27 protein-coding genes are annotated in these 23,042 nt (G+C 48.7%); 13 read left to right on the forward strand and 14 right to left on the reverse strand.

The genetic code is table 11. The features are described 5' to 3' along the window. Positions 1 to 5: 5 nt before the first annotated feature. Positions 6 to 1,949, reverse strand: a complete 1,944-nt coding sequence (locus QFX30_RS04985) for a hypothetical protein (protein ID WP_300489022.1) — start codon at positions 1,947 to 1,949, stop codon at positions 6 to 8. 28 nt (positions 1,950 to 1,977) lie between these two features. Beyond that, positions 1,978 to 2,946 carry a UDP-glucose 4-epimerase GalE gene (galE, locus tag QFX30_RS04990; protein WP_300489025.1) on the reverse strand — a complete coding sequence of 323 codons (969 nt, stop codon included), beginning with the start codon at positions 2,944 to 2,946 and terminating at the stop codon, positions 1,978 to 1,980. A gap of 193 nt (positions 2,947 to 3,139) precedes the next feature. Here galE and QFX30_RS04995 point away from each other — a divergent pair, with 193 nt between their 5' ends. Together QFX30_RS04995 and QFX30_RS05000 are read left to right on the forward strand one after the other, a co-directional pair. After that, positions 3,140 to 3,559, forward strand: coding sequence for an EamA family transporter (locus QFX30_RS04995; RefSeq protein ID WP_300476198.1), 420 nt, complete (start codon positions 3,140 to 3,142; stop codon positions 3,557 to 3,559). Positions 3,560 to 3,627: 68 nt separating this feature from the next. Beyond that, the gene (locus QFX30_RS05000; RefSeq protein WP_300489028.1) at positions 3,628 to 4,089 is read left to right on the forward strand and encodes a GyrI-like domain-containing protein; all 462 of its coding nucleotides are present in this window, start codon (positions 3,628 to 3,630) and stop codon (positions 4,087 to 4,089) included. Positions 4,090 to 4,506: 417 nt separating this feature from the next. Here the strand turns inward: QFX30_RS05000 and QFX30_RS05005 are convergent, their stop codons facing one another. Then, entirely contained in the window at positions 4,507 to 4,710 is a 204-nt protein-coding gene (locus QFX30_RS05005) for a hypothetical protein (protein ID WP_300489031.1), read from the reverse strand. Between the two features lie 107 nt (positions 4,711 to 4,817). Here QFX30_RS05005 and QFX30_RS05010 point away from each other — a divergent pair, with 107 nt between their 5' ends. The 4 genes from QFX30_RS05010 to QFX30_RS05025 all read left to right on the forward strand — a co-directional run bounded on the left by QFX30_RS05010 (position 4,818) and on the right by QFX30_RS05025 (position 6,854). Then, positions 4,818 to 5,207: a GerW family sporulation protein gene (locus QFX30_RS05010; RefSeq protein ID WP_300489033.1), complete on the forward strand. Its 390-nt coding sequence runs from the start codon at positions 4,818 to 4,820 to the stop codon at positions 5,205 to 5,207. An 8-nt stretch (positions 5,208 to 5,215) separates the two neighbouring features. Beyond that, positions 5,216 to 5,776 (forward strand): DUF2953 domain-containing protein, encoded by a 561-nt coding sequence (locus tag QFX30_RS05015; RefSeq protein WP_300489036.1) that lies wholly within the window; start codon positions 5,216 to 5,218, stop codon positions 5,774 to 5,776. A 72-nt stretch (positions 5,777 to 5,848) separates the two neighbouring features. Beyond that, positions 5,849 to 6,067 (forward strand): hypothetical protein, encoded by a 219-nt coding sequence (locus QFX30_RS05020; protein WP_300489039.1) that lies wholly within the window; start codon positions 5,849 to 5,851, stop codon positions 6,065 to 6,067. Then, on the forward strand, positions 6,057 to 6,854 hold the full coding sequence (locus QFX30_RS05025) for a type II CAAX endopeptidase family protein (RefSeq protein ID WP_300489042.1): 798 nt from the start codon (positions 6,057 to 6,059) through the stop codon (positions 6,852 to 6,854). The genes QFX30_RS05020 and QFX30_RS05025 overlap by 11 nt, the downstream gene beginning before the upstream one ends. Before the next feature lie 24 nt (positions 6,855 to 6,878). Here the strand turns inward: QFX30_RS05025 and QFX30_RS05030 are convergent, their stop codons facing one another. The 4 genes from QFX30_RS05030 to QFX30_RS05045 form a co-directional block, all read right to left on the reverse strand. Beyond that, positions 6,879 to 7,739 carry a sulfurtransferase gene (locus tag QFX30_RS05030; protein ID WP_300489045.1) on the reverse strand — a complete coding sequence of 287 codons (861 nt, stop codon included), beginning with the start codon at positions 7,737 to 7,739 and terminating at the stop codon, positions 6,879 to 6,881. 133 nt (positions 7,740 to 7,872) lie between these two features. Then, the gene (locus tag QFX30_RS05035) at positions 7,873 to 8,259 is read right to left on the reverse strand and encodes a hypothetical protein (RefSeq protein WP_300489047.1); all 387 of its coding nucleotides are present in this window, start codon (positions 8,257 to 8,259) and stop codon (positions 7,873 to 7,875) included. Between the two features lie 13 nt (positions 8,260 to 8,272). Continuing rightward, entirely contained in the window at positions 8,273 to 9,049 is a 777-nt protein-coding gene (locus QFX30_RS05040; protein WP_300489050.1) for a magnesium transporter, read from the reverse strand. Between the two features lie 196 nt (positions 9,050 to 9,245). Continuing rightward, complete coding sequence (locus tag QFX30_RS05045; RefSeq protein ID WP_300489053.1) at positions 9,246 to 11,492, reverse strand: sensor histidine kinase; 2,247 nt, start codon at positions 11,490 to 11,492, stop codon at positions 9,246 to 9,248. 48 nt (positions 11,493 to 11,540) lie between these two features. Between QFX30_RS05045 and QFX30_RS05050 the strand changes: the two genes are divergently transcribed. Further along, positions 11,541 to 12,002, forward strand: coding sequence for a methylated-DNA--[protein]-cysteine S-methyltransferase (locus QFX30_RS05050; RefSeq protein ID WP_300489056.1), 462 nt, complete (start codon positions 11,541 to 11,543; stop codon positions 12,000 to 12,002). Positions 12,003 to 12,027: 25 nt separating this feature from the next. Here the strand turns inward: QFX30_RS05050 and QFX30_RS05055 are convergent, their stop codons facing one another. Continuing rightward, positions 12,028 to 12,459 (reverse strand): zinc ribbon domain-containing protein, encoded by a 432-nt coding sequence (locus QFX30_RS05055; protein WP_300489060.1) that lies wholly within the window; start codon positions 12,457 to 12,459, stop codon positions 12,028 to 12,030. Between the two features lie 246 nt (positions 12,460 to 12,705). Between QFX30_RS05055 and QFX30_RS05060 the strand changes: the two genes are divergently transcribed. The 3 genes from QFX30_RS05060 to QFX30_RS05070 all read left to right on the forward strand — a co-directional run bounded on the left by QFX30_RS05060 (position 12,706) and on the right by QFX30_RS05070 (position 15,949). Then, positions 12,706 to 13,278 (forward strand): hypothetical protein, encoded by a 573-nt coding sequence (locus QFX30_RS05060; protein ID WP_300489062.1) that lies wholly within the window; start codon positions 12,706 to 12,708, stop codon positions 13,276 to 13,278. Positions 13,279 to 13,516: 238 nt separating this feature from the next. Then, positions 13,517 to 14,845: an ATP-binding protein gene (locus QFX30_RS05065; protein ID WP_300489065.1), complete on the forward strand. Its 1,329-nt coding sequence runs from the start codon at positions 13,517 to 13,519 to the stop codon at positions 14,843 to 14,845. Between the two features lie 81 nt (positions 14,846 to 14,926). Next, entirely contained in the window at positions 14,927 to 15,949 is a 1,023-nt protein-coding gene (locus QFX30_RS05070; protein ID WP_300489067.1) for an adenylosuccinate synthetase, read from the forward strand. Between the two features lie 289 nt (positions 15,950 to 16,238). Here QFX30_RS05070 and thiD read toward each other — a convergent pair whose 3' ends face one another. Genes thiD through proS form a run of 4 tightly spaced genes read right to left on the reverse strand, consistent with a single transcriptional unit; the run spans position 16,239 to position 19,803 of the window. Beyond that, complete coding sequence (gene thiD / locus QFX30_RS05075; protein WP_300489070.1) at positions 16,239 to 17,018, reverse strand: bifunctional hydroxymethylpyrimidine kinase/phosphomethylpyrimidine kinase; 780 nt, start codon at positions 17,016 to 17,018, stop codon at positions 16,239 to 16,241. An 8-nt stretch (positions 17,019 to 17,026) separates the two neighbouring features. Further along, positions 17,027 to 17,698 carry a 2-phospho-L-lactate guanylyltransferase gene (gene cofC / locus QFX30_RS05080; protein WP_300489072.1) on the reverse strand — a complete coding sequence of 224 codons (672 nt, stop codon included), beginning with the start codon at positions 17,696 to 17,698 and terminating at the stop codon, positions 17,027 to 17,029. Further along, positions 17,695 to 18,393: a hypothetical protein gene (locus tag QFX30_RS05085; RefSeq protein ID WP_300489075.1), complete on the reverse strand. Its 699-nt coding sequence runs from the start codon at positions 18,391 to 18,393 to the stop codon at positions 17,695 to 17,697. The genes cofC and QFX30_RS05085 overlap by 4 nt, the downstream gene beginning before the upstream one ends. Before the next feature lie 12 nt (positions 18,394 to 18,405). Next, entirely contained in the window at positions 18,406 to 19,803 is a 1,398-nt protein-coding gene (gene proS / locus QFX30_RS05090; RefSeq protein WP_300489078.1) for a proline--tRNA ligase, read from the reverse strand. 134 nt (positions 19,804 to 19,937) lie between these two features. Here proS and QFX30_RS05095 point away from each other — a divergent pair, with 134 nt between their 5' ends. The 3 genes from QFX30_RS05095 to rpiA are packed head-to-tail and all read left to right on the forward strand — an operon-like array spanning position 19,938 to position 22,116. Further along, positions 19,938 to 20,981: an NAD(P)-dependent glycerol-1-phosphate dehydrogenase gene (locus QFX30_RS05095; RefSeq protein ID WP_300489081.1), complete on the forward strand. Its 1,044-nt coding sequence runs from the start codon at positions 19,938 to 19,940 to the stop codon at positions 20,979 to 20,981. Then, positions 20,982 to 21,425 carry a UPF0179 family protein gene (locus QFX30_RS05100; protein ID WP_300489083.1) on the forward strand — a complete coding sequence of 148 codons (444 nt, stop codon included), beginning with the start codon at positions 20,982 to 20,984 and terminating at the stop codon, positions 21,423 to 21,425. Positions 21,426 to 21,438: 13 nt separating this feature from the next. Beyond that, positions 21,439 to 22,116 (forward strand): ribose-5-phosphate isomerase RpiA, encoded by a 678-nt coding sequence (rpiA, locus tag QFX30_RS05105; protein ID WP_300489086.1) that lies wholly within the window; start codon positions 21,439 to 21,441, stop codon positions 22,114 to 22,116. On the opposite strand, the gene QFX30_RS05110 is transcribed toward rpiA, so the two are convergent. Then, on the reverse strand, positions 22,106 to 22,312 hold the full coding sequence (locus QFX30_RS05110; RefSeq protein WP_013295805.1) for a hypothetical protein: 207 nt from the start codon (positions 22,310 to 22,312) through the stop codon (positions 22,106 to 22,108). The genes rpiA and QFX30_RS05110 overlap by 11 nt on opposite strands. 106 nt (positions 22,313 to 22,418) lie before the next feature. Then, positions 22,419 to 23,042 (reverse strand): iron chelate uptake ABC transporter family permease subunit (locus QFX30_RS05115; protein ID WP_300489088.1); only part of this gene is annotated, 624 nt, incomplete at its 5' end.

Genomic DNA, 23,042 nt, shown 5'->3' on the forward strand with positions numbered 1-23,042 from the left:
ACCACCTAGTTCTTCATGGCCATCCTCTGAAAGAGTTCCCCATCAACATGAAGGTCGAGCTGTCCAGCTGATGGAAGGGAAGCCTTCTCGAACTTCTTAACGTCCTGCAGTATGCTCATCTCGAGTATGGCCTCCATTGACCTCACCCCATGCCTGTACTCTGGGATCCTGAGGAATGCGTTCAGCACCCCATCATCGATCCTGAGGCGGCCGTCCCCATCAAAGAGGTGTGGGGTCTTCCTCTCAAACATGGATCTTAAGAGTATTGCCCTCCTCAGCATAAAAAATTTGTCTCGCCTGTGCTGTGGATCGGGACCGATGATATTCACATAGCCACGGAGTCTGCTTATGAAGTCCCTCACCTTGGCTTCCCTGAGAATTTCAGGGTCCTGTGACTCGAACTCCTGGAATGTGCTGCTTGTACCACCTGCAAATACAAGTATGGATTTACCCAGGGGGTGCATGCTGTCCCCTTCCCTGAACTCCCCGTCCTGCATGGGTGCCAGGAAGTACCTGATCCATCCAAGCCTTTTACCACCCATGGGTGAGTCGAATTCATCAAAAAATGCTTGGGGAACCATACCCTCAAGAACCACATCCCTTATCTGATGGAAAGCGTCTATGAGGTCATCTTCGTCCCTGAACTGGGATATGTTGAAGTTCAGGGGTTTTATTTTCTCAGGATCCACACTTGCAGCCAGCTGGCTCACAGCAAATGACTTACCGGCCCCTGGAGGACCAAAAACCCCAATACAGAGGGGTCTTTCAGGCTTCTCATTTTTCATGTATTCCATCAGAATATTCCTTATACTCTGATAACCCTCAATTTCCCTTCGATCGGCCGTTATGAGTTTACCAAAGTGTGCAACAGGAAGAGGGCACTTTCTTCTTCTGTAACCGTTTATCACGATGTACCTTGACACAGCCTCTATATCAAATAGTGGTGGTGAGTCAGCGATTGTCCAGAGGCCCCTTGAGTGGTGGGGTATGTCAACGGCACCGATATCATCCCCTTCTGAACGGAATATATCACCTACGGGGTAGTCTGGTTCCTCAGAAAACCCGATAGAAAGGAGTTCAGCGGCAGCAGCCATGCCTTTTCTCACGGATTCATCAATTTCAAGTCCTCTGCTCAGTGAGGCTGTGAATCCTGCTGTGAATGCACATCCACATCCCTGCATTTTACCAGGGGCCCTTTCGACGAGGTTACCCTCAAATATCTGGGGGTGGTAGAATAACCTGGCGTCACCCCTGTTATAGTATATGGCGCCTTCCAAGCCCACACGAACGATAATCCTGAGGTCCTGTATGTCCTTAAGTGTGGGGTTGTTCCTCATCTGCCACATGAAGTCCTCTGCTGTCCTCTCCCAGGAGAGTCTCCTGCTTATATTGGCACCGTACTCCCTGAGGTCCTCCATGTTTATTAGGAGGATAATGTTTTTACGCTGCCTTTCAATGAGATGCTCCCAGAGGCTTCCGCTGAATAGGGGTGATGACATTTTGAGTACTGTGGTTGGGTCACCATCAATTATGGATGAGGGCCATTTTTCCTTCATTTCCCTGAAACCATTTCCCGCATCATCGATGACGACAATATCTGTATCCTTGTCCCTGAATCTGAATGGCATCGAGGGGAGACCATCATCGGGTCCGGTGTAGCCCATAAACCTCTTCACGTGGTAACCGTTACCTGTGGGTTTTAACTCTGCAAACGAGTGTATGAACTCTGAAGGATCTGTTTTTTCAGGGCTGCACGATAGTGAGGGGTGGTTGACATCTGTAAGGCTGCTGAGCATCCTGGCAGTGAGTAGGGCGCCTCCCTCGAGTGCCCGTCTCTTGAAACCCAGATGGGTTTTCCAGTTGAACATGGAACCCCCAGCGTCCTGCTTGACAGGCCACTGGATCCAGTCAACTGTTATATCCCCTGTTACAGTAATTTTCATCTCCATCACCTGAGTATATATGGACATACCAAAATCATTTTTTTGCGGTTCTATGCCACTTCCATGCGGTTTTGATGATTTCCTCAAGTTCAGTGAAAATGGGTCTCCAACCAAGGATTTTACGTGCCCTTTCTGAACTTCCAACAAGTTCTGGTGGGTCTCCAGGTCTTCTTTCATCCTCCACAACATTTATACTTGCACCTGTAACCTCTCCACAGGTTTCTATGACCTCTCTCACAGAGAACCCGTTCCCGTTTCCAAGGTTGAACACTCCACTCCTTTCACCTTCAAGGTATTCAAGGGCCCTCCAGTGGGCGTCTGCAAGGTCCATAACGTGTATGTAGTCCCTTATGCATGTCCCGTCGGGTGTGGGGTAGTCTGTCCCGAAGATCCTCACAGAGTCCCTCAGACCCATCGCGGCGTCCAGTACTATGGGTATGAGGTGTGTTTCAGGCTCGTGGAGCTCACCAATCTCTCCTTCAGGGTCGGCGCCTGCTGCGTTGAAGTAACGGAGTGATACATAGCTGAGGCCATATGCATCGTTGTAGTCCCTCAGTATCTCCTCAACCATGAGCTTGGACCTTCCGTAGGGGCTTATGGGGTTGAGGGGGTGTTTTTCGGTTATCGGGATTTCAGATGGGTTGCCGTAGACTGCACATGTTGATGAGAATATGAACCGGCTGACACCATTCTCCAGCATGGAATCAAGGAGGTTCAGGGTGTTCATCACATTGTTTCTGTAGTAGTCTCCTGGTTTCTGCACAGATTCACCCACATCTGTGAAAGCAGCAAAGTGCATCACTGCCTCAACATCGTATTCAGTGAAGATCCTCCCAAGGAGTTTTCTGTTGCCCAGGTCACCCTCAATGAATTTGCCCCACCTTACAGCTTCCCTGTGCCCCTTTGTAAGGTTATCCAGGATGAAGGTTTCATATCCCCTCTCTGAGAGGAACTTATTGACATGTGAACCGATATAACCTGCTCCGCCGACTATAAGTATCATTTTCACACCACACATCAACATATTGTTGGGGGAGCAGATAAATATTGATGATGGACTTCTAATGAAGTCATGATCCCCTTTTGATTTTTTCCGTAATTCTGTACTGTTTTTACCCATCAAGACTTTTCCTTAAAATTATTTTATTGGAAAAATTCAACATATCTTTGAGTTACATATCCTCAGAGGTGATGTATTGAACTACCTGGTATTCGCGCTCTTTGCAGCATTGATGTTTGGTCTGGCCCCAATTTTCAGCAAGATAGGGCTTGAGGGCGTTAACCCTGGAATAGCACTTACAATAAGAAGTTCCGTCATAACAGTGGTCATGCTCTCATGGGTGATGTTCAGCGGGGGCATGGATGCTCTCTCAGATGTGGGTCCAAGGGGATGGTTCTTCCTGGCACTGGATGGTATATCAGCAGCTCTCCTGGGACAGCTCTTTTATTACTATGCACTCAAATCAGGGGAGGCATCAATAGTTGTACCCGTGGTTGCGGCCTTCCCCATATTCACCCTCATAGTTGCGGCTTTCCTGCTGGGTGAGAGGGTAACGGCGGCGAAGGCCATCGGGTTGTTAATGGTTGTTGGGGGTGTGGTGCTTGTCCGGATGTGAACTGGTAACACATTTTAGATAAATTTTTATCATTTGATGCATAACTATAACTCAAGGGGAGGTCTTTTATGAAGATAACTGAGAAGATGGTTGAAGGGGTTCGGGTTGCCTACATGGAGTGTTCTGGTAGCTATGACCGTATACCCCAGTACATAGCTGAGGTTGCAGAGTGGGTCATAGAGAATGGACTGCAGATGACGGGACGTGTATACGGGACCTACTATAACAGTCCAGAAGATGTGAGTGAGGATGAACTAGTCTATGAGATAGGGGTCTCCATTGCAGGTGAATCGGAGCCGTCTGAAAAAATTAAGATAAAGAACTTACCTGCCCACAGGGTCCTTGCAACACTTCATGAGGGGCCATACAGTGAGGTGGGTCCTGCCATCCATGCTTTAATGGATTATGCCACTGAAAATGGCTATGAAATTGCAGGCCCAGTAACTGAGGTCTACCTCAACAGTCCACTGGAGGTGGATGAATCGGAGCTTCTAACAGAGGTTCAGCTCCCTGTCAAGAAACCTGATTGATTATTTCCTTTTAATATAATTGACGGGTTCTTTCTTTTTTATAAAATAAATTTTGGTCCTGATTTTAGAATGTATACAAATAAATAGATCTGGAGGGATATCTCCAGAGAACTGGAATTTGCAAAATAATTAGAGCTGGAGGGGTATCCCCACTGGATTGGAAGTTAAACTGTGTTTTCCCCTTAAATCAGTGTAGGTTACGCCGAAACCACCTATGAAGTATGGGCTGGTTAGTCTGGCTTCTTCTCCGAATTCAATTTTAATCTCTTCCTCGGTGGGTATAGATCTCTGCCTCGAACTCCACCTCTTTTCCTGCGCCTATAACATCAAAGAACCTTTCAAAGTCCTGTGATGCGATCGTAACGTTCTTCGCTGGTCCTGTACCTTTATTTTTTATCCTGCATTTAATGGTGACATTTATTCCTGGCTTTGCAGACTTGAGACCGATCTGGGTTGCAATGATTTTGGCCGCACCGGGTGTATTGTTTTTTTCTCACTCAAATTTTCATTTTCTTTAAGTTCCATGTTATATGTGCTCCCTGTTGGGGTGAAGAGGTAAACACCTGCTGAGACACCTTCAATGAGAAGCACAGCAATTAAAGCAACGATTTTCGTATCCATCTTACAGTCTCCAATATTAATAATTTTTAAAAGGGGCACATATAAGTTTTTTTGATCTAGGTAAGGCTGATATGGTTGAACATACATACAGTGTAATGTGATTTAAAATGAAAATTGAAGAACCAATTAAAACAACAGTTGAGGAGCTCCGCAAGCTCCTGGATGTGAAGAACCTTGTGGGTGAGTCCATCGAGACAGAGGATAAGGTTCTGATACCACTCATGAAGATGGGTGTCGGGTTCGGTGCCGGTATGGGTGAGGGAACATCCTCTGAGTCTGAGGGGGGCTCTGGAAGCGGTGCAGGTGCTGCTGCTGGAGCTGAACCAGTGGCCATGATAGTCCTCCTTAAGGGGGTTGAGGGCCCGGAGGGTGTTAGGGTGATTGACCTCAGATCAGGGAGCACCGGGAGGATCATACAGGAACTTGGATCCACCGTTACAGATATAATACGGGAGATTTCAGATAAGAGGGAACCTGAAACTGAGAGCGAAGAATGAGATAGCCCATGAAGATCCTCCTCATAATCATCTCATTTTCACTTGCAGCCTTTTTACTGGTCCTCATATCAAAGTATACTGTTATCCTGAGGGTTGTCAGGGATGGGGGGAGAACCGACTTCAGAATATGGGTCACTCTCTGGAGGGTTAGAATTTTAACCAGAAGCTTTAATGGGGGAAGTAAGAGGGGGGATGGGGAGGCAGTGGAGCCTGCAGCCATGAAAAGGATTTTCAGAAGGACCTGGAGGGCAAGGAGGTACCTAATGGACCTGTTAATGGCCATGATATCCTCCATAACCATAAGGAGGCTCGAGATAAGAGTTTCGGTGGGAACCGGTGATGCATCTGACACCGCAATCATCACAGGTTACCTATGGACCATTTCAGCACTGACATCCTCCTTAAGGAACATTGAAATAAATGCGATCCCGGATTTTCTCAGAGGGGATATAAACGGAAAAATCGAACTTGAAATGAGCATCAGGCCACTGAAACCTGTCCTGGTTTTTACCATGCTTCTCCTTAGGAAGCCACTCAGGGACCTTTTTATGGGATTCAGGGAATTATAATGAACTTGTGAGATTTATGCGGATTTATTGATTGCTTTGTTGGTTTCCAGAAATTTCATGTGGTGGTGGTCAATGAAGATTGTTGATTTCACGTATTCGGCTGAGGCCCTGAACGTGGGTGGAAGGGTTATTGTACCTGTATTCAGGTTAACCTTTGCTTTAACCGGAAAAACTATAAATGCCGTATCAGTGGAACCTATAATGTGTATCGTTATTGAGGATGATCTGAGATACCCTGTTCTGTTAATGGATGACATTTTAAGTCCAGGAGGAGATTGCATTGAAGAGTGAGCGTATATCAGACTTTTTAATGGTTACCTTTCTGTTTTCATGGATACTCTGGATACCGGTTGCAATGATCTCAAATGGCTTCACATTCCCTGAACCCATTCAGTCCTTTCTCAGAAGCCCCTATAACCCTGCGGCCTTTGGGCCGACCCTTGCTGCAGTTATCCTGACCTACAGGTACGGGGGGCGGGATGAGCTTGTCGCATTTCTGAAGAAGGGAATTAAACGTGATTTCCCGAGGATCTGGTGGGCCATAATCCTCCTCCTCTTCCCGGCTATCACGGCTCTTTCACTTTATCTGGGTGTCCTCTGGGGTGACCCACAGCCCTTCCTCTACTGGACCTCCAACCCTCTGCTTGTCCCCATGGTGTTCCTCTACATATTCTTCCTTGGAGGTCCCCTACAGGAGGAATTCGGGTGGAGGGGGTATGCACTTCCAAGGCTCCAGGAGAGGCACTCCCCCATCTACGCGGCAATAATAATTGGGATTATCTGGGGACTCTGGCACATACCCCTGTTCTTTATACAGGGCAGTATACAGTCACAGGTACCCTTCTGGAGCTTCATGATCCTTATAATATCTGCCTCGGTGATATACACCTGGGTTTACAATTCAACAGGGAGCATACTGGCTGCCATGATAATCCACACAACCGGTAACCTATCCTACCTCCTCTTCCCTGTCCAGTCAACCATCGCAGGGGGAGTGTTCCTAATGATACTCAATGTATCCGCTGCCCTGGCGGTGCTACTCTTTGCAGGATCAGAGCTTAAAACAGACTTCACTTAAAACAAAAAAAGGAATTTGAGGGTTTCAGTATGGGTTGGGGCCCGTTACCGTTGGGTTGTCCTCTATCTGGGTCCACTCGGTGAATGAGCCCTCATATATCCTCACATCAGGGTATCCAAGGTACCACTTGAAAAGCAGAAACTCGTTGGTGGCCTCCCTTCCGGTTCCACAGCTGCAGATGATTTTCTTATCGGGTGTTGCCTCCACAGACTCCACGAGTTCCCTTATCTCCTCCTCTGGTTTCAGGAGTGTCTTATTTTCATCGTCCATGAGGCTGGCCCATGGGAGGTTAACCGCACCGGGGATGTGCCCGGGTTTTATCCAGGGCCCCTGACCCTCATAGACCTCAGGGGGTCTTGCATCAAGTACCAGGACGTCATCATCGTCCTTTATACTCTTGAACTCAGGGTACTCTATGTAGAAGTCCTCCTGCTCTTTAACAGTAAAATCTGATTCCTCTACCTCAGGGAAGACCTTTGTCACCTCTCCCCCGGCTTTCTTCCACTCTGCAAGTCCCCCGTTCAGTACAAGGACCTCTTCGTGTCCGAACCTTGCAAGGCTGTAGGCAACCATTGTCTGCTCAAGTCCGTCACCCCATCCCTTGACTCCGCCGGTGGCGGTGTATACAACGGTTGGCTTGTTTTCAACACCTGCCTGTCTGAATATCGATTCTGCGGCGTCCTTAGGGATGTACATTGCGGGTGCAATACCACGGGGCTCCCTGAAGAGGCCCTCATTGAGGTACACTGCTCCTGGTATGTGCTCAAGTATGTAGTCGTGGATGTTGGGCTGGCAGTCGATTACTTCAACATCCTCCAGGTTCTCCATGAGCCACGCCGGTGTCACCCACCTTACGCGGCCATCTCCTCCACCATATGGTTCCATTATTGATCACTCCTAACATCTGGTGTATTAGATTATGTTGAATGGTGGATATACATCTTTTCATTGAAATTATGAAAAAATTAATGGAGATACGGCTAATGGATGGATGATTTTCAATCCTCATGCAGTTTTTTCAGTCCCCGAACCTCTTTCTGTAGTAGATGAGACCTTCAGGTTCCCTCCCCATCAACCTCCCGGTTAAACCCTGATTCAGAAACTCATCCACAACGCCCTCAAGAACCTCGAGCCTTTCCCGGGCATCGTCAAGGAGGCCCTTGGTTATCTCTATCCTGTGCTTGAGGCGGTTGTTCTCATCCTCGAGTTCCTGGATGTTCCTGAGCTTAAGATCAAGCTTCATGACTTGGAGCCTGTTGACCTCCTCCTGCAGTTCCGACTTCTCGGACCTCAGCTCATCAACACGTCCCCTGCACTCAGCGAGCTTCAGTTCAAGTTCCCTTATCCTTTTATCCTTCTCCTTTATCTCAAACTCCAGTTCTTCAATTCTCTCTTCATGATCCATGAAAGTCCTCCTATTAGAGTATTGGCGATGCAACACTCAGGTATATCAGCGTTGTTGTAAAGTCACTGAGGATGGTTGCAAGGGGTCCGGCTGCAACCGCCGGGTCAAAGCCGAGCCTCCGGAATACCAGGGGGGATGCGGTGGATATGAAGACAGCTGCAAGAACACTGAAAAACATGGATATGAAGACGATCAACCCCAGTGAAGGGTTCATCCTTGTAAGACCAGCCATCAAACCAGCGAAGGCAGATGAAAGGGCCCCTATCCCTGCCGCCACCATAACCTCCCTTCTGATATAGAGGAGGGGCCTCATTGAGGGGTCCACAGCGATCTTACGTATTATAAGGGCCTCTGACTGGGTTCCGACGGCGTCACTCATGTAAACCATTATGGGTATGAATGATGCCAGTGCTATGAACTCTGATAGGAGGCCCTCAAAGCTACCTATGAGGGCTGCTGTTATGGTACCGCCTATGACTCCCACCACCAGCCAGGGTACCCTTGACCTCACCATGTTCAGCGCCCCCAGGTCCTCGTCGATGACCCTGTGGAATACTCCCCCGAAGTGCAGGATGTCCCGGTCGGCCTCCATCTTCAGTATCCTTATGATCTCATCATGGGTCACCACACCCATGAATCTACCCTCATGGTCAACCACGGGTATGGCCTTAATTCCATGTGAAAGTGCCAGGTAGGGTATATCAAACAGGTCATCTTCAGGGGGTAAGGATATAATATCCCTCTTCATGATGTCACCGAGTTTTCCATCGGCGGAGAGGAGTTCCCTCATGGATGCGACACCCAGAAGTTTACCATCCTCAAGGATGTAGACGTAGTCTATGCTGTCATATTCCCCAACCTTTCCCCTACATTTCTGAGGACATCAGCCGTGGACATGTCGGGGGTGGCTGATGGGATCCTGTCTGTTATTCGGAACTTCATGATACCTCTTTTCTGTGTGGAGTTTTAATCGTTTCTTTACTGTATCAGTATCTTTCTGTGTATCCCAGTTCCCTGAACCTGAGGGTGACGGTTAAACCATCTCCTGTTTCAATGTTCATGTAGGCGTCAAGCTGGTCTGAAAGGGCCCTTACAAGGTACCATCCCATATTACCTGATCCCTCAAGCACCTCTGGGGACTTAACTCCCCTCCCATCATCTGAGACCACGAGTTCAAAGCATCCATTGAGGTCCTTTAACTCCACTTTGATGTTCTCTGCACCGGAGTGTTCCAGTGAATTGGTGACGAGTTCATTTACTATGAGTCCAAGAGGGAGGCTTGTCTCAAGGTTGAATTCAAGGTCCTCTATATCTGTCTCGATCATGATGGAACCCTTCTCCACCTGCCCCTGGCTTATCTTTGAGATAAGGTTCATGAGGTAGTCCCTTATCCTTATGTTTGTGAGGTCTGTTGAGCGGTAGAGGTGCTCGTGGACAAGGGCAATGGACCTTATACGGTCACGGCTCTCCCTGAGGACCCTTGAGAGTTCCTCTGATTCCACCTTGCGCTCCTGTATGCTGAGGAGGCTTGAGATTATCTGGAGGTTGTTCTTGACACGGTGGTGTATCTCCCGGAGCAGTAGCTCCTTCTCCCTGAGGGACCTGATTATATCGGTCTGGTCCTCCACTATGAGGATGAGTTCATCTCCAACATGTGTAAGCTTGAGGTTCGCATATATGATTTCACCATCGGCTTTGAGGAGGCGCCGGCTTCCCTCAACATCTTCCTCTGAATCCTCCGGGTGTATGATTTCCTTGAGGTTTCTCCCCTCAAGATCATCCTTCCGGTAGCCAAGAACGGATTCCGCCCTGTTGTTGCAGTCCTTTATGGTGAGGTCCTCTTCCAGTGAGATTATTGGGCTTGGTGCCAGTTCGAATATCTCCCGGTATCTCTTCTCACTCATCTCAAGGGCTTTTCTGGCCTTCTGAATCTCTGTTATATCCTCACCTGAGATTATGCTCCCGGTGAACTCACCATTTTCCCTCAGGAACCTGACATGCCATGCCACGATCTTTCTTTTACCATTACAGGTTATTATATTTCCTGTCAGGTGGTAACCATACTCACCTGAATTGATCTTGCTGTTGTAGAGTTCCTCGCGCCACTCACGGTCCTCAGGGGGTACGAAGACCATGAACCAGTTTTTACCCTCAACTTCCCCACGTTCACATTCAAGGATTTCAAGACCCCTTCTGTTTATGAGTTTCACCCGGTTCCTGGCATCCAGCACCATTATGAGGGAGCCTGCAACTTCAAGGTAATTCTCAGTCTGTTTTCTTTCATTCTCAACCTCATTTAGAAGGGTGAGGTTTTCCTTCATGGAGAGGTGCTGTCTTAAGACAAAGAGTACTATGATCACCCCAAGGGATAGGATGAGTTCATTAGAGTGATAAACACCAATTTCAAGGATGCTGTATACTGTTAAAAGGTAGAAAAGCACTATGAATATGTGGGGGAGGTATGTGATAATTGAGAGCTTTCTCTCAACATAGACTGGTTTTGACCAGTCCTCCCTGAAGAACTCGTCCACCGCAACCAGGAGTAACAGGTAGCTCAGGGGCCAGAGGAGGTCCTGAAGACCTCCAGATAAATCTCCGATTATATTCTGGTGGACAAATGATATATCCGCAATGATAAGAACGATGACGCTCATGAGGAATATATGAAGTGTTTTTGAGCGGAATTTGCCAAGCTTGTTTATGATCAGATCCATGAGCATGAAAATTATGATGAGGTCACCGATGGTGTAGAGTGTTGAGACAGCGACCTCCAGGAGATTCCCTCCTGCAGGAACTGTTGGCTTAACAAGGAAGACCCAGGCCGCCGATAGGGATGCTATAAGGATTATCATGAGATCTGTGATTGATCTTAGGTCGGAATACCTCCTTACAGGGACGCTGAAGATTCCGGCTGCGAATAGGGGATAGTATATCAGGTAAAATACGTCTGCAGCTGAGGGGAATGGGCTCTGGAGGAGTATGCTCTCAAGTATGAACCATGTAAGGTCACCCAGGAATGAGAAGAACTGGGCAGTGGATAAAAGTACCAGGGTCAGGTAGAGGTGTGGGTGGACCTTTCTGGCGTAGATGCTGGCGTATATAAGCCCCAGAAACGCTGCAAGGTTTGTTATTACTGTTATCAGGGATACAATGTCATTTTTGAAGGCTGAAAACTGTGATATAACCGAAAGAACGATAATGGCTGCTATGAATATCTTGAGGTTTCTGTCCATAGAACACCCCCATATTAATACATTACTAACAGCAGAACATTTAAGTGTATGTATATTCTGAGGCATCCACTGGCATGTGTTGCTGTTTTATGTGAGGATGGTAGGGTTCAGAGGATCTTCTTTCCCTCTGAGGGGGATAATCTTGAGGGTACCGCCAGCGGCCAGGAATCTGAGTTCATGGCGGAACTCACAGCTTCCATATGGAGATTCCTTGATGGTGAGGACGTCCGCTTTGACCTCTCGATACTTGACTGGGGGGTATGCACAGAATACCAGAGGAGGGTCCTCCTTGTTGTATCTGATATTCCCAGGGGCTACACACTCTCTTACGCCGAGGTCGCAGAGTCTGCAGGTGGAGGTCCAAGGAGCGTGGCAGGGGCACTGGCAGGCAACCCCTTTCCACTTATCATCCCATGTCACAGGGTTATAAGAAGCGATGGGAGCCCTGGGGGCTACCAGGGGGGCAGTGATCTTAAGAGGAGGCTCCTTGAAATGGAGGGTGTCCTTTAGGATAAAAAAATGATTTGGATTGCCCCTAGAAAAGGAATATGATCATGGCAAAGAGGAACATCACCAGGGCTATGGAGAGGGACTGCCGCGCCTTTCTTGGCTTTTCACCGTACCATATGAGGAATCCTATCAAACCTGCTAGGGGTGAGAATAGGAGTATAAATATGAATTCAGGTGCTGTGAGTCCCTCCATGTTCCTGTAGGGGAGTGTGCTGTAACCTTCCGGGACGTCACCCTCAAGTTTCATGCCGCATCTTCTGCAGTATACCGCATCATCGGCATTTTCGGTACCGCATCGGACGCAGATTTTCCTCTTGAGGTGTCTTCCGCACCCTGAACAGAAGTTACTGTCTTTAGGGTTCTCTGCCCCGCAGTTTACACATACAATTTTCATATTCCCTCTGATGTTATCCAGTTTCTCCTTTCTGATATGGGGTCGGTGTTTTCTTTCTGGCATCTTAATCACTTGGCACCTTCTATCCCTACTATATAACTTTGGGGTAAAAATTTTTACAGAACCATCATCTTCGTAATAGGTAAGTTTAACGCAGTTAATCTGTTTCCCTCATCTCAGCTTCCATGAGTAACCCGAACCACCAAAAAACTTATATATGGGAATTATTTACTTTTTCGCCTTTAGTATGGGGGTTATGCAGCACACAAGTGGGCGGGGAGGTCCCATAAAAATTAAAGGAGGCTTGGGATGTTTCTGAGACTGGCTGAACTGGATAATGAGAAAAAGCAGGAAATCATGGAGAGGTACCTCCGGCATATAGAGGAGATATGGTTCCGTGATGAGTACATAACAGTCTTCAATACACTCTATGAGGCAGTATTCCTGGAAAAACTCCCTGAACTAATGGACCGTTTCGTAAGGGAGGCCATAAAGGAGAGGTACCATGAACCACACCGATCATTCATGTGGTGGATCTATGAAAAGAAAAAGGACTACCTCAGGGACTCGATCTCCGTTGATAAAGACTACTTCATCATCATCTCCAGGGCATTCCAGGAACCTGGCTGGCTGGACGTGGACATGGTATTTGAATTCGTGGATCCCCTTGAAGCCGAATATGAGTTCACGGTGAATGTGATGGGGTCGGTGGTTGATAAACTCACAGAATTCGCAGATAAAACATTTGAGGATTTCATGGAAAAGATCGAGCCCGACATATACGTCCTCCACATGGAAGACGGTATCCTCCAGGAGATCTACCTCAACAAGGATATGATAAACATTGAACTGGACGATGAACTGAAATTCATATGTGTGTGAGCCAGATAGGAAGTTCTAGTTATCAATGGCTTCGAAATATGATGAACTGAAATTTACATGTGAGAGAACTTCAGAAAAAATACCTTTGAGGCATTCCTCTTCTACGGTACATAACTTCAGGGTACAATCATAACTGCTCCTCATAATGTACCACAGCAGATTCACTGATGGCCAAAGCTTAAGTTATCCAACCTATTATATTATGAGAGAGACAGATTCTTAGGTGAGGAGTGGTTGAATGGATTACTACCATGATGAAAAGATGCAGGAACTCTTTGAGTTGCTCAAACAGCCAAAGACACTGGATGAAATAGACCTCTCAGTTAACTTCATAAAAAACCTCCTTCTGAAGATCATAGCAACCTATGGGAGCATACAGGTTAACAGAATACATGAGATAACAGGTCTCCATGTGGACATACTTGAGGAGTGCCTCAAGGAGATGGAGAAGGATGAGCTCTGCGCACCAACAGGTGGGGGCTTTCTCTTCCCCAGTGTAACCTACACCATCAAGAAAAAGGGAAGGAAACAGGCAGATAAACTCCTCAAGGAGAACCCCTACATGGGGATGGCACCTGTAAGCTATGACCGCTACTTTGAAATAATGGGAAGGCAGCTTGAGGGAAGATTCCCGATAAAGATCCCCCAGGAGGTAATAGATAAGGCCTTCAGTGACGTCGTGGGGAATGAAAGCGCAAAGAAGACACTCATCGAGGGCGCGATAGGTGGTAAGGGATTATTCATCTACGGGCCGCCGGGTACAGGTAAAACCTTCATAACAAGCAAGATGTCAGACCTTCTCCCCCCACTGGTCATACCAAGGTATGTGGAGTTCAGTGAACAGGTCATACAGTTCTATGACCCTGACTTCCACCGTGCATGCCCTGAACAACCAGAGGACCCAAGGTGGGTTAAGATATACGCCCCATTTGTCTTCACAGGGTCCGAACTTACAACTGAAAAACTTGAAACCAGATTCGACCCCAACAAGGGCGTCTATGAGACATCCCCCATAATAAAGGCCAATGGCGGAGTTCTTCTCATCGACGACCTTGGAAGACAGAAGGAAGACCACAACGCCCTCCTGAACCGCCTCATCGTCCCACTGGAGAACAAGAAGGACATGATCTACGTTAAGGGGTCCCCAATAGTCGTCCACACACACTTCATACCTGCCTTCTCAACCAACCTTGACATAACAATAATGGACGAGGCCCACCTCAGGAGGGCGCCGCTGCATGTACACCTTGAAAAACCCAGTGTGGATGAGATAGTGGAAGTCTTCAGGCGCAACCTTGAATCAATGGGGGAGGAATACGACCCCGAGGTCCTTGAAAGGTTTGCAAGGGTCTACAAGCCGATGACCGAGGGAGGCGAGGGCCTCCAGCCAACCTTTGCCCATGCAAGGGATATAGCCCAGATAGCCCAGGCCGTGAGGATAAGGAAGGGTGAGGACAGATTAACCCTTGAAACCATGGAGGAGGCCCTCCAGCAGCACGTACTAATAGCACTCCAGAGGAGATTCACCCCCATGCTCTTTGAGAGAATAATAAGAAAGAAGGCATGAGTAACCCAGTGGCAGTTTGGGAAAAACTTTTATTGCATACCCCTTAATATATGAGAGGCAGAAATTTTAAGGAGAATCAGTATGACGTGCACCGTTTTAGTTGGAGGAGGATGGGGTGACGAAGGTAAAGGTAAATGCATAACCTATCTATGTTACAATGACAAGCCATCAATAATAGCAAGGGCCGGGGTGGGACCCAACGCGGGCCACTCAGTTGAATTCAGAGGTGAGAAGTATGGACTTCGCCTCACACCCTCAGGTTTCTTCCATGAGGATGCAAGGCTCCTCATAGGTGCCGGGGTCCTTGTTGACCCTGAGGTCTTCCTCCATGAAATGGAGTACCTTTCAAAGTACAATGTGGCAGAGAGGACAGGTGTCGACTACAGGTGCGCCATAATAGAGAAGAAGCACAAGGAGCAGGACCAGTCATCCAGTTACCTCTCCAAGAAGATAGGGAGCACTGGGACAGGATGCGGACCCGCAAATGCAGACCGCGTCATGAGGACAGCGAAACTTGCACGTGAAATCAAGGAACTGGAGGATTTCCTTACAGACGTACCCCTGGAGGTCAACGAGGCCCTTGATGAGGGGGAGGACGTCTTTGTGGAGGGATCCCAGGGATTCGGCCTTTCACTCTACTACGGCACATACCCCTATGTTACAAGCAAGGACACCACCGCAAGCACAGCCGCGGCGGATGTGGGTATTGGACCCACAAGGGTTGATGAGGTCATAGCGGTCTTCAAATCATACATTACGAGGGTCGGTGAGGGCCCCTTCCCGACTGAGATCAGCCAGGAGGAGGCAGAGGAGCTCGGCCTTGAAGAGTATGGTACAGTCACAGGGAGAAGACGTAGGATTGGCCTGTTTGATATGGAGATGGCCAGGGAATCCTGTATGATCAATGGGGCCACACAGATAGCTGTTACCTGTGTCGACAGACTTTACCCTCAATGTGAACGTGTCAGGGAGTACTCTGACCTCTCAGCCGAAGTGAAACGTTTCATAGAGGAGATAGAATCCGAAACAGGTGTTCCGGTCACCATAATATCCACGGGTCCATCCCTTGAGGATACAATTGACCTCAGGGATGAGCTGCTTTAATTAATCTGCTGCTTAAATCTAGGCTCTCCTGATTCTCACCCCACCCTTCTCATTCGGTTCCATCATGGCATCTTAATTTTCTGGTTTATGGAACGAGAATAATATTACTTTAAGTAATTACTGGAGAGTAATAATTTTTGAAGGACGAATTAAATGCTTTGATGAAGAAGAAGATGTAATTTTACTTTTCCCATAAAAAGTGCATGTAACGAGTATCTGGAATATGCTGGGTTCTGCCTTCCTGAAGATAGGCAACTTTTACAGCTTTATGTAGGGAATGACTTCTGCATCAGTCTTTCAGGTCTTCAGCACTAACCTTTTCACCGTACATCCAGAACTGGTTGAGGGTACCATGGTGCCCGTACCTTATAGCCTCCCTTACAAAGTCCCCTGCCTTTTTAAGGGCATCAACCAGTTCAAGGCCCATCTCAAGGTATGCAGCGGTTGCAGCTGAAAATGAACACCCGCTTCCATGGGTGTTCCTGCTCTCTACCAGTTCACCCTCAATTACAGATACGTCACCGTCAATGCAGAGCACATTATTACCATCCAGGTGACCACCTGTTATTATCACGTCGCAGATTTCACCCAGGACCCTCGCGGCCCTCACAGCGTCATCCAGGGTCCTTATGGAGACCCCGGAGAGTCTCTCTGCCTCTGCAACATTTGGTGTTGCTATGAGTGCCTCAGGGAGCAGATGATCTTTAAGCGCGTTAGAAAAACCACCTGCAGATAGGCTGCCACCTGAGGCCGCCACCATCACAGGGTCCACCACAACCTGCAGGTCGTACTCCCTGATCTTCTCTGCAACGGTCAGCACTATCTCCTCACTGTAGAGCATGCCCGTCTTGGCATACACCATATCCAGGTCCTCCATCACCAGGTCGATCTGCTGGGCAACAAATTCAGGGGGCACGGCCATTACACCCGAAACCCTCCTCACGTTCTGGGCAGTGAGTGCGGTTATAACCCCTGCACCGTAAACTCCAATGGCGGAGAATGTCTTGATATCGGCTAGGATCCCCGCCCCGCCTGATGGATCAAAACCAGCGATTGAAAGCGCCATCATGGTCTCACCTAGAATGATCTTGAAACCTCAAGCCTGTCAGAGCCCCTTGAGGGCCTCACAGTGAAACTCAGCTTTTTGAGGTACTCCCTTGCATGGGTCCCTTCTCCATGGAGTATTATCTCCCCGAGGTCCTCTGCTGTGTTAACGTCCAGTGAAAGATAGAATGAGTCATACACTGAGACGCTGAGACCCCTCCTCTCAGCTTCACTCACATGCTCGAAGAAGCTGCAATCACCGAACCTCAGCCTCATGGACCCCGGCCTGAATATCAGGGTGTTGGTCCCGCCACCCTTGGCGGGGGCTATCACAACATCGAAGTGGGATGCCCTGTGGAGGAGTTCAGTGATATCGGTTTTCCCTATGAGGGGTATGTCTGAGGGTGTTATCATGACCCTCTCAAATTCTGGTATGCAGAACTCGGCAGCCTGTTCCAGGGCACCGTTAAGATCCTTCCGGCCCCTCTCCTCAAGTATATCGACTCCGAGGCTGTAGGCGTATTCAAGGACATCTTCATCTGCACTGATCACCAGCACACGGTCAACGTGTCTCCTGAGGGCCTCTGAAACATCCATCAGCATGGCCCTGAGCAGCCCCTCCCTTTCTGATGGTGAAAGTGTTGGGGATAGTCGTGTCTTTGCATGTGCAAACCTTGAAACCGGTATTATGGCGCAGGTCTTCATTGTCTTGCTCCGATCTGGTTCTTCAGGGCATCAAGTACCGAGAACAGTTTAAATGGACTTTCTGTCTGGTTTAGGATCGGGCTGGTGATGTTAAGCTCTGAGAGCTGTTCCTCGGTGAGCCCGTACTCATCCATGAGCTCTGACCTCACCGCTGTGATGTTCTCCCTGAGCTGGTAGAACCGCATATCCCTCTTTTTAACCATGGCGTAAACCTCTCCACGGTATATGTTGAGTTCATCGCCCCTTGCAAGAACCCAGACTTTGAGCTGTGTGTTGAACGCCTCAGATGGATCTGCAGGGTTTGATGAGAGGACATCCACCATGAGCGCCGGGGCTTTACCGGCGGGTTCCAGTTTAACCCCCGGCACGGTCCTCTCCTCAGGTTCCACCGAGTATGCGGGAACATCCTCTGCAGAGCCGGGACTCACATGGGTGTCTGTGGCAATTACAAGGTCACCTGAGGTATTTGAGGCCAGGAGGGTGCCGCTGTCAACCCGTACAGGTTTATTTCCTGTGTTCCTTATTTCCACAGTATTCGGAACGTCACCGGCACCACCTTTCTGTATAACCTCTGCACTGCCATCCCTGACGGCCGATGCAAGGTCTGGGCCTCCCAGTGTGATGTAGCCTATCCCTCCGCTAAGAAATGCGAAGATGAATATTAGGCTGATGACAAGAAGGATTCTTGCGTTCATCCAATCTCCCATCTAGTAGGTTCTGGCAAGGTATGCCCTGTAGGGGGCGTCTCTACCACAGTTCATGCATTTACCGCTTCCACCCTCCTGTATCCCAAGGATATCAACCCTGACCTTCTCCTCAACATCCATGCCGCACTCCTCATCACCGCACCACATGAAGGATATTATACCCCTCTTCTCCTCTATTATACTCCTGGCCTCCTCTATGGTCCCTGCCTCACGGATCTCTGATTCCATCCTCTCCCAGGCCCTGCTTCTCAGGTTTTCGAGGATGTCATCCATGAGATCCCTGAGGGTGTCCTCGATACTCTCAAGGTCTGCTGTTATCTTCTCACCGGTGTCCCTCCTGGAGATGACCGCCGAATTATTTTCAAGGTCCCTTGGCCCTATCTCAACCCTCAGGGGGACGCCGCGCATCTCCCATTCATAGTATTTCCTTCCAGCCCGGAGGTCACGGTCATCAAGGTGCACCCTGAAACCTGCATCCTCAAGCCTATCCCTGAGATCCCTGCAGGCCTCCATGACCTCATCAGCAGCCTTCTTGAAGATAACAGGCACTATAACCACCTGGTGGGCTGCAACCTCGGGGGGTAGACATAGGCCTGATTCATCCCCGTGGACAGCTATAACCGAGGCTATGACCCTGTCTGATAAGCCGTAGCAGGTCTGGTGGACGTACTCATGCTCACCCTCGGGGTTTTCAAATTTTATCTCGAAGGTCCTTGCGAAGGTCTGCCCGAGGTTGTGGACGGTTCCTATCTGGAGGGTTTTGCCGTCTGGCATGAGGGTGTCAAAGGCCATTGTGTAGTCTGAGCCGGGGAATTTGTCCCAGGGGGGCCTCTTTGTTATGAGGTATGGGATTCCCAGGGAGTCGAAGAATTCCCTGTAGATATCTATGGCCCTTTCCACCTGTTCCTCTGCCTCCTCGGCGGTTGCATGTATTGTGTGGGCCTCCTTGAAGGTTGTTATCTCACGTACCCTTATCAGAGGCCTTGTATGTTTTGTCTCATACCTGAAGGTGTTAACTATCTGGTAGAACCTCATGGGTAGATCCGTGTGTGACCTCACCCAGAGTGCGAACATGGGGTACATGACGGTTTCACTTGTGGGTCTGAGGGCCAGTTTCCTCTGTAGCTTGCTGAGGCCCCCATGTGTAACCCAGTAGACCTCATCCTCGAAGCCCTTTACGTGTATGGCCTCCTTTGCCAGTTCATCCTCAGGTACAAGAAGCGGGAAGAGAACCTCCTCATGGTCCCTGTCAAGTATCCTCTTCAGGATTTTAAGGGTGTTTTTCCTTATTCTGAATCCATGGGGCATCCATACATGCATACCCTTGACTGGATACCTCTGATCTATAATCTCAGCTTCCTCTAAAATATTGTGGAACCATTCACTGAACTCTGTCATTTTTTCACCATGATAACAGTTAGGGTCTTTTCTGATAGATTTCCGCAAAAGTATATTTTCCTCTGGAGATAAACACCAATCAAAAATTATTTTATTACTCCTACTTAAATAATATACTCCATCAGAGGGTTAACATGGATCCAAGGAAAATTCAGCTACCAAGGGAGATACACACAGGGCCCGGTGTTATAGAGGATACCGGGAGGATATGCAGTGACCTCAGATTCGAGGGAAGGGTTATGGTGGTGACAGGCCCCAGAACCCTTAAAATTGCCGGTGAAACGGTTATTGAGAGTCTGCAGGATGCTGGATTCGAGGTTGACCAGGTCACGGTTGGGGATGCCACCATGGCCTCGGTGTCCCAGGTCCAGGATGGCCTCAACGGTACCTCCCTTGTGCTTGGTGTTGGTGGGGGTAAGGTTATCGATGTTGCGAAGATGGCCGCCACGCTTGAGGGCGTGCACTTCATAAGTGTGCCCACAGCGGCATCCCATGATGGGATAGCCTCCCCCAGGGCATCCATAAGGAACGGTGAGGGCACGGCATCCCTTGAGGCCTCCTCCCCCATCGGTGTGATAGCAGATACCGAGGTAATAAGTAAGGCCCCCTTCAGGCTCCTTGCATCAGGCTGTGCAGATATAATATCCAATTACACAGCCATAATGGACTGGAAACTTGCCCACAGGCTTCTTAATGAGAGGTACAGTGAATCAGCAGCAGCACTTTCACTCATGACAGCCAAGATGATTATAAACTCCGCTGACGCCATAAAGGAGGGCCTTGAGGAGAGCGCAAGGCTGGCTGTGAAGTCACTCATAAGCAGCGGCATAGCAATAAGCATAGCAGGGAGCAGCAGGCCTGCAAGTGGCTCGGAGCACAAGTTCAGCCATGCCCTTGACATGGTGGCACCTGAACCGGCACTCCACGGTGAACAGTGTGGAGTGGGAACCATAATGATGATGCACCTCCACGGTGGGGACTGGAGATTCATAAGGGATGCCCTGGCAAGGATAAACGCCCCGACAACAGCAGCTGAACTCGGTATCGACCCTGAATACATCATAGAGGCACTTACAGTGGCCCACACCATCAGAAAGGAAAGGTACACCATCCTTGGAGACAGGGGTTTAACCCGCGAGGCCGCTGAAAGGCTTGCAAAGATAACGGAAGTGATATGATTGATAACTCTTATCGGTGAAAAACTTGCAAGGAAGGGGTCACGGTTCCTCTTCTGCGGACCTGCAGAGGAATGTGAGGATTGCAGGTTCAGGTCAACATGCATAGGACCCCTCGAGAAGGGAAGGCTCTACAGGATAACTGACGTTAAGGACAGGTACCAGAAGTGCCCGGTTCATCTTGGGGAGAAGGTGAAGGTGATTGAAGTTGAAAAATCCAACGTTGAAACACTAATAGACGCAAAAGGAGCATTTGAGGGATCGGTGATCTCATTTGAGTTCCCTGAATGTGACCTGAAGTGCAGCATGCATGATCTATGTTTCCCGGAGGGTATCCTGGAGGGTGACAGGTGCAGGATTGTAAAAAATCTTGGAAAACCTGGAAAAAAGTGCCCTGCTGGCCATGAACTGAGAAGGGTTCTTTTGAAACCCCTGAATAAAAAATGAATGGGAGTCTACAATGGATCTCAAGAGGATGGCCGCCCTCAGGGCGGTTGAGGAGATAAGGGATGGTGATATCGTTGGACTCGGCACCGGTTCAACAACCCGCCACTTCATAGTGGAACTTGGAAGGCGCATCAGGGAGGAAGAACTGGAGATTATGGGTGTACCCACATCCTACCAGTCGATGTTCCTTGCAGCAGAGTCAGGTATAGGAGTTACAAGTCTTGCAGAACACGACGTTGATGTTGCTGTTGACGGCGCAGATGAGGTGGATCCTCAACTTAACCTTATAAAAGGGGGTGGGGCTGCCCACACACTTGAGAAGATAGTTGACTCCTCTGCAGGGCGCTTCATAGTTATAGTGGATGAATCAAAACTTGTTGATAGATTGGGCGCATTTCCCCTCCCTGTTGAGGTCATCCCTGCAGCCTGCAGACCAGTTATGATGAGGCTCGAGTCCATGGGGGCCACTGTATCTCTCAGGTCATCTGAGGGGAAGGACGGCCCCGTCGTGACAGATAACGGCAACTTTGTCCTTGACGCCTCATTCGGTGCCATTGATGACCCGGCAGGCCTTGAGGTGGAGCTCAACAGTATACCCGGTGTGGTGGAGAATGGTATCTTCGCAGGCCTTGCAGATATGGTTATCGTGGGGACTGCGGGTGGTGTTGAGATCCTCAGACCTAAAGGGTGATCGTCACAATATGTGCAAGGGGTATTATGACAGTGGTGGTTGTTTTACCACCTCTTAATTTCAGTTCAAGGCTCAGATAATCGGTTTCAACCCTCTTGACCTCACCGTAGTACGTCTTCCCGGTTATGAGTGTGATGCTGAGGTAGTCACCGATTGCTGATTTCAGTGTATCCCTGAGGTCTGATCCGCACTTCATAATCTAGGGTTTCATCTATTCTTTAATGTATTTTTTGATATGCTTGCTTTGAATCCCTGGTTTTATCTAATTTGTATTTTTTTGAAAGGATCATAGATTCTGGTTCTTATGAACTCCTCATTAACTTCAGGATCTGGGCCGCGCCAAATAGAAGTGTGAGTATAAGTACTATGACGGCTCCTGATGAGATATTGAACCAGTAGGAAACCCATAGGCCCACCATAGCTGTAAATATACCCGTGATTGAGGCCTTAATCATGATGTCCCCCATGTCCGTACTGAAGTCCCTTGCAACAGCCGCTGGAACCGTGAGCAGTGCCATCACAAGTATTATGCCCGCTGCCTTTATGAGCACAACTACACTTATGGCCACCAGTGAAAGCAGGTAAAGGTAAAAGGTGTCAGCGGGCACACCAAGAACCTCTGCGTACTCCTCGTCGAAGCAGAGGGCCACAAATTCCCTGTTGAAGAGGAGGGCACTTGCTATTATGATGAGGTCAAGGATGAGCATGGTCCAGAGGTCGGTACTGCTTACCATGAGGATGTTACCGAAGAGGTAACTGAAGAGATCCGGGGCATAACCAGGGCTGAGGTTCACGAACAGTATACCCAGGGCCATACCGGCTGACCAGAGCATACCTATCGCGGTATCCTCACTTATATCTGTTTTCCTTGTGATTTTACCCATAAGGAGAGCGGCTGCAACGGTGAAGGGGATGGCCGCTGTCAC

Source organism: Methanothermobacter sp. (assembly GCF_030055435.1).
Classification (GTDB): domain Archaea; phylum Methanobacteriota; class Methanobacteria; order Methanobacteriales; family Methanothermobacteraceae; genus Methanothermobacter.

Bases quoted from the DNA above. Each gene is read 5' to 3' on its own strand.
- QFX30_RS05060 (WP_300489062.1), top strand. From the start codon at position 12,706: ATGTTTCTGAGACTGGCTGAACTGGATAATGAGAAAAAGCAGGAAATC.
- QFX30_RS05000 (WP_300489028.1), top strand. From the start codon at position 3,628: ATGAAGATAACTGAGAAGATGGTTGAAGGGGTTCGGGTTGCCTACATG.
- QFX30_RS05030 (WP_300489045.1), bottom strand. From the start codon at position 7,739: ATGGAACCATATGGTGGAGGAGATGGCCGCGTAAGGTGGGTGACACCG.
- cofC (WP_300489072.1), bottom strand. From the start codon at position 17,698: ATGAAGACCTGCGCCATAATACCGGTTTCAAGGTTTGCACATGCAAAG.
- QFX30_RS05085 (WP_300489075.1), bottom strand. From the start codon at position 18,393: ATGAACGCAAGAATCCTTCTTGTCATCAGCCTAATATTCATCTTCGCA.
- QFX30_RS05035 (WP_300489047.1), bottom strand. From the start codon at position 8,259: ATGGATCATGAAGAGAGAATTGAAGAACTGGAGTTTGAGATAAAGGAG.
- galE (WP_300489025.1), bottom strand. From the start codon at position 2,946: ATGATACTTATAGTCGGCGGAGCAGGTTATATCGGTTCACATGTCAAT.
- QFX30_RS05110 (WP_013295805.1), bottom strand. From the start codon at position 22,312: ATGAAGTGCGGATCAGACCTCAGGGATACACTGAAATCAGCAATCGGT.
- rpiA (WP_300489086.1), top strand. From the start codon at position 21,439: ATGGATCTCAAGAGGATGGCCGCCCTCAGGGCGGTTGAGGAGATAAGG.
- QFX30_RS04985 (WP_300489022.1), bottom strand. From the start codon at position 1,949: ATGGAGATGAAAATTACTGTAACAGGGGATATAACAGTTGACTGGATC.
- QFX30_RS05040 (WP_300489050.1), bottom strand. From the start codon at position 9,049: ATGAGGGAACTCCTCTCCGCCGATGGAAAACTCGGTGACATCATGAAG.
- QFX30_RS05005 (WP_300489031.1), bottom strand. From the start codon at position 4,710: ATGGATACGAAAATCGTTGCTTTAATTGCTGTGCTTCTCATTGAAGGT.
- QFX30_RS05050 (WP_300489056.1), top strand. From the start codon at position 11,541: ATGTATATTCTGAGGCATCCACTGGCATGTGTTGCTGTTTTATGTGAG.
- QFX30_RS05015 (WP_300489036.1), top strand. From the start codon at position 5,216: ATGAAGATCCTCCTCATAATCATCTCATTTTCACTTGCAGCCTTTTTA.
- QFX30_RS05070 (WP_300489067.1), top strand. From the start codon at position 14,927: ATGACGTGCACCGTTTTAGTTGGAGGAGGATGGGGTGACGAAGGTAAA.
- thiD (WP_300489070.1), bottom strand. From the start codon at position 17,018: ATGATGGCGCTTTCAATCGCTGGTTTTGATCCATCAGGCGGGGCGGGG.
- proS (WP_300489078.1), bottom strand. From the start codon at position 19,803: ATGACAGAGTTCAGTGAATGGTTCCACAATATTTTAGAGGAAGCTGAG.
- QFX30_RS05095 (WP_300489081.1), top strand. From the start codon at position 19,938: ATGGATCCAAGGAAAATTCAGCTACCAAGGGAGATACACACAGGGCCC.
- QFX30_RS05020 (WP_300489039.1), top strand. From the start codon at position 5,849: ATGAAGATTGTTGATTTCACGTATTCGGCTGAGGCCCTGAACGTGGGT.
- QFX30_RS05045 (WP_300489053.1), bottom strand. From the start codon at position 11,492: ATGGACAGAAACCTCAAGATATTCATAGCAGCCATTATCGTTCTTTCG.
- QFX30_RS05010 (WP_300489033.1), top strand. From the start codon at position 4,818: ATGAAAATTGAAGAACCAATTAAAACAACAGTTGAGGAGCTCCGCAAG.
- QFX30_RS05065 (WP_300489065.1), top strand. From the start codon at position 13,517: ATGGATTACTACCATGATGAAAAGATGCAGGAACTCTTTGAGTTGCTC.
- QFX30_RS05055 (WP_300489060.1), bottom strand. From the start codon at position 12,459: ATGCCAGAAAGAAAACACCGACCCCATATCAGAAAGGAGAAACTGGAT.